The organism is Nitrospira sp. BLG_2 (assembly GCF_049222245.1).
Window position 1 is genome coordinate 1 of record NZ_JBLYIG010000575.1, and the last position, 4251, is coordinate 4251.

The window sequence follows — 4251 nt, forward strand, 5'->3', positions numbered from 1 at the left end:
CGCCCGTCGTTGTCGTGTTGGAGTCGCTGCCCCGCAACGCCAACGGCAAGGTCGATCGTCGCTCATTGCCTGAACCGGCCGACCGGGATCCGCGACGGCCATTCGTAGCGCCCCGCACGGACATGGAAACGAGGTTGGCGCGCGAGTGGGCTGAGGTGCTCGGCCTGCCGCAAGTAGGAGTTCACGACAACTTTTTCGATCTTGGCGGACACTCGTTGACTGTGGTACAGCTCGTGTCTCGTATCCAGAAATCAATCGGGAATCCGATCTCACTGCTCGATCTCTTTCAGACGCCGACAGTGGCCGGCTTGGCTGATCGGATATTCGGCCAAGACGAGGAGGAGTCCTCTCCAGTCGTGGTACTTCAGGCCGGACGCGCTGAACCGCCGCTCTTCTGTTTTGATCCCACGGGGACGCACGTCAGGGCCTATCTATCGCTTGCCTATGCATTGGGCGAAGACCGGCCCGTCTATGGATTAGCATTGAGTTGGATTTTCTCTGAATCGTGGAATGCATTGTCGATGGATCTAATTGCCGCACGCTACGCCACGATCATCCGGGAGCGGCAGCCGGACGGGCCGTATCACTTGCTCGGATGGTCCAATGGGGGGGCTTTCGCCCTCGCTGTAGCGCGGCTGCTTGAGCGGCAAGGACTGTCAGTTGCTTTCCTCGGTATTCTTGATACGCAACCACAGACTACATCGGATTCTACGGATTCGGTCGGTGAGGATCTCCACCATTATATAAAAGGCGACCGCGAAGAGGCCTTTCTAGCCTTGCCGCACTCAGAACGGCAGGCGCTGAGAGATCAACTGGAGCGGTTGAGTGAAGAAGACAGAGTAGAATATGCGATCAGATGGGCGCAGGATCGGCACCTGCTGTCCCGCGAAGAGTCCGATGCCTCTGTCGCCGCACTAAAAGTCAGTTATGCCTTGGACCGTGAGACGGTAAAAATCCTTCGCGATGCGGCGCAGGAGCCCCTGCGGGCGCCGATACATGCTTGGTGGACCAGCGCGACGCTCGACAAGCACGGAAAAGCTCCAGTGGATTGGGCTCGGTATACAAAGGGCACCGTGGAGATTGATACCATTCTTGGAGAGCATACGGATGCGGTACAGAGCATTCAGGTTCATCAACGCATCAGCGAAATCCTGGCAATGAAGCGAGCCTGTGGCGCGCAGAAGGAGTCGTATGCAGTACAACCCTGACACCGGCGGAAAATTCAAGATTGGGATGAATACCTATCGGGTATTCGGATTCTGGGAGACTCTCAAGGAAATCATCCTGTATCTCTTGAGCCAGAAGCCAGACGACGATTTCGATAAGAAATACGGGGTGATGACCTCCGGCGTCACGGAATCCTCCGAAGCAGGAATCGCCGATGAGACGGCGAGAAGCCTGGCCGTAGGCTATGTGCCCTCAAGAGAACTCGTTATCCGGCATATTCTTACGAACACGACCAGAGGGCTGGATCTGAGTCAATATTCATTTATCGATTTAGGGTGCGGGAAGGGGCGAACCCTGATCGTGGCGGCGCAACTGCCGTTTAAGGAGGTGATCGGCGTCGAACTGTCTCCGTTACATTGCGATGTGGCAAGCGCCAATATCGATCGATACTTATCGGACGTAAAGAACCCGGTACTCTGCAGAAATGTCAGGGTTTGCTGTGTCAATGCCGCTGACTTCGAGTTCCCAGACGCCGATCTGCTGATTTATATGTACCGCCCCTTCCTCGGACCCATATTCAAAAACGTCGCCGATAATATGCGCCGATTCCAAGCCGACACGGGGCGCCGCGTCTTGATCGCGTACTCGTGTCCGAATGAGGAAGTGATGCTCGAAGAGTACGCCGGATTCGTGAAGCGAACGGAATATCAAGTCATATCCATGGACTATTCATGGAACCTGTGGGAATGCCGGGCCGTAAGCGCCGGCCCTCTCATTCAGCATGGCCATTCGCCTGCCGCTGTTCGATCACCAAGAAGCGTGGCTCCACCCGTCACGACGACATCACTACCTAGCTAAAAATACTGGGTGATACCAACCTGCACCAGGAGATTCGATTCCGGTTTGAAGAGCTGCGCTACATCGACACGGAGGAGCACATTCGTGAGGAAGGTGGGAATCACACGGACGCCCCCACCGACATTCACCGCTCCTCGCCACCCATGAAGCTCTCCCTCCTTCGTAAAGGACTGAAACAGTCCGAGATCGGAAAACAGGACCCCTTGTACGGCCCAGCGAGGAGCCAATTTCACGGCATGTCGGAGTTCAAGATTGGCGTAGGTTTGGGCACAGTTCCGATACAAATTATCCGACAAGCCCCTGACCCCTTGAATGCTGCCTAATAACAGGCTGTGGTTGGGGTTTCCTGAATTATTGACCGCCTCGGCCATCCCATTGACCATCAAGACGGTCATCGGACTCAGCGGAATCCCTTGGAGGTACCGGAGGCGGCCCTCGTGTCGAGGCTGATTTGCTCCCAGAAAATAGCCGGGACGGAGTTCCATCGTCACACGATACCCGCTCGGCACCAGATCGTGCCACCGATAGCGATCCCAAGCGAATTCTGGCGCGATTCCCACATAGTATCCGTTCGGGGGCCGCACTCCAGCCGCATCGTCGATGCTTTCACGATACATCTCGAACACGACTTCATACCGGAGCGGCGAAGCATAGGCATAGGGACCTTTGACTTCAAATTCCCCTCCGATCCGATTGCGCGTCCAGGAATTCTTGGAGTCCTCAAAGCGGATCCCATTGACACCGTAAAATCCTTTTACCTCTTTTGCATACCGGTCTGGTTGGTACGAATGTTGGGAAAGCCAGACCTCCACATTCGGGCCTCGCTGGCTATAGTTGAAATGGCCGCCGAGTTGAGTTCCTGTGCCCCATAGGTTGTATTCGATCAGCCCGCCAGTCGCATTGAGATCCTTGGCATTCGTCCCGCTGGTAAAGTTGAGGATGGGAGACAGTGTGAACTTCTCCTGTACCGTCACGGTGAGATGGTGTTGAAATCTGGTGACGGTCACGTGATCGAAGAGACTGAGATTTCGGACCCGCCGTTCAAACTCGGCGAGTTCGGCATTCGTGAACCGTCCAGGGACGGGACGCGGAAGCAGGCTCCAAATGGTTTGTTCGTGCGTGTGACGAAGTCCTTCAACTGACGTGGATTCGATCATGCCCGGGTCGGTCATGATCACCTCACTGTCTGCGCTCAGGGCTGGCTCACATAGGAACAGAACAAGGAGAATAACAATGACAGATGACAGATTGACTATTTCCCAGGAGCAAACTTGGCTCCTATCACGAGAAAAAGTACGCATGATGGCCTCCGTGATGACATGACAATGCCTCTGGTCGCCGACTTGGCGATTGGCTTACTCAGTGGAGACGCATAATGCGTATCAAATACGAAGGACCTGAATGGAAGCGGGACTGCGAGGATAGAGAGAGGCACGCAAGTAGAGGTGTGGTCCTCCTAGGCTAGAAAGAAGGTCCAGAGATGAAAGGATGACCGGATTCGCGATGGCCGCAGGGAGAGGAGAGCTTCTCTCATCCGTGTGAGTCGTGCGCGTTGAGGGCAGAAGCACATGCTCGGCGCTATTTTCCGGCTCCTCTGAAGGGAAGAGGCCGGCATCTGAGATATCCGTCTCAACCTGTTCAAATACCAGGTCCACCACCAGATCTCCGGTCGTGATCCCAGCAAGCAAGAGCGCAAGCCAGCTGAGGATCAGCATGCGCGACATAGGGTGTTGATGAGGTGTCACATTCCTCCTGCGATGCAACCAATTAAAGAGACTTTTGGACTATAGCTTCAGAGGGGTGGATCGTCAAGGCGTACTACACCCTCTCCAGCGAAGTCATCTTTTTAGTTGATCGACGGGATAGAATTGAACCGACACTATCCTTCCTTGACTCGGGTGTGTGCACTATTCAATATTCCACTCATTGGCTATTGAATCTTGGCTGCTTGAATAACGGAACCGCTAGTGCCTATTGGCACAGCTTCCTGTGCCTCTAAGCACTATCTGATACATGTAGAATAAATCCACAGGTGAGGTTTCCGTATGGTTTATTCGTCTCCTATACGACTAGGATACGTGTGTCCAACTAACTATCGTGAGACAGGATCCTTCGGCTAGAATTGACCGCAAATTATGAAGTCGAAAAGTTTCACCATCGCTATCGGGGTTGCTCTGCTGGTCGTCCTGATCATTGCCGTCAGATTGGGGGGGTGGTCAACCAGCG

The 4251-nt window shown here is 54.4% G+C and carries 4 protein-coding genes; 2 read left to right on the forward strand and 2 right to left on the reverse strand.

Annotation, left to right across the window (positions count from 1 at the left end):
- Positions 1–1208, forward strand: a 1208-nt coding sequence (locus tag ACOSYY_RS15415) for a thioesterase domain-containing protein (RefSeq protein ID WP_421663474.1), incomplete at its 5' end; no start/stop codon positions are given.
- Positions 1192–2025, forward strand: coding sequence for a class I SAM-dependent methyltransferase (locus tag ACOSYY_RS15420; protein WP_421663476.1), 834 nt, complete (start codon positions 1192–1194; stop codon positions 2023–2025). The genes ACOSYY_RS15415 and ACOSYY_RS15420, both read left to right, overlap by 17 nt.
- Here the strand turns inward: ACOSYY_RS15420 and ACOSYY_RS15425 are convergent.
- Both ACOSYY_RS15425 and ACOSYY_RS15430 read right to left on the reverse strand, forming a co-directional pair.
- Positions 2022–3197 (reverse strand): BamA/TamA family outer membrane protein, encoded by a 1176-nt coding sequence (locus tag ACOSYY_RS15425; RefSeq protein ID WP_421663478.1) that lies wholly within the window; start codon positions 3195–3197, stop codon positions 2022–2024. The genes ACOSYY_RS15420 and ACOSYY_RS15425 overlap by 4 nt on opposite strands.
- 210 nt (positions 3198–3407) lie before the next feature.
- On the reverse strand, positions 3408–3770 hold the full coding sequence (locus tag ACOSYY_RS15430) for a hypothetical protein (protein ID WP_421663480.1): 363 nt from the start codon (positions 3768–3770) through the stop codon (positions 3408–3410).
- Positions 3771–4251 lie beyond the last annotated feature (481 nt).

Coding starts and splice junctions, on each gene's coding strand:
- ACOSYY_RS15420 (WP_421663476.1), top strand. CDS start 1,192: ATGCAGTACAACCCTGACACCGGCGGAAAATTCAAGATTGGGATGAAT.
- ACOSYY_RS15425 (WP_421663478.1), bottom strand. CDS start 3,197: ATGACCGACCCGGGCATGATCGAATCCACGTCAGTTGAAGGACTTCGT.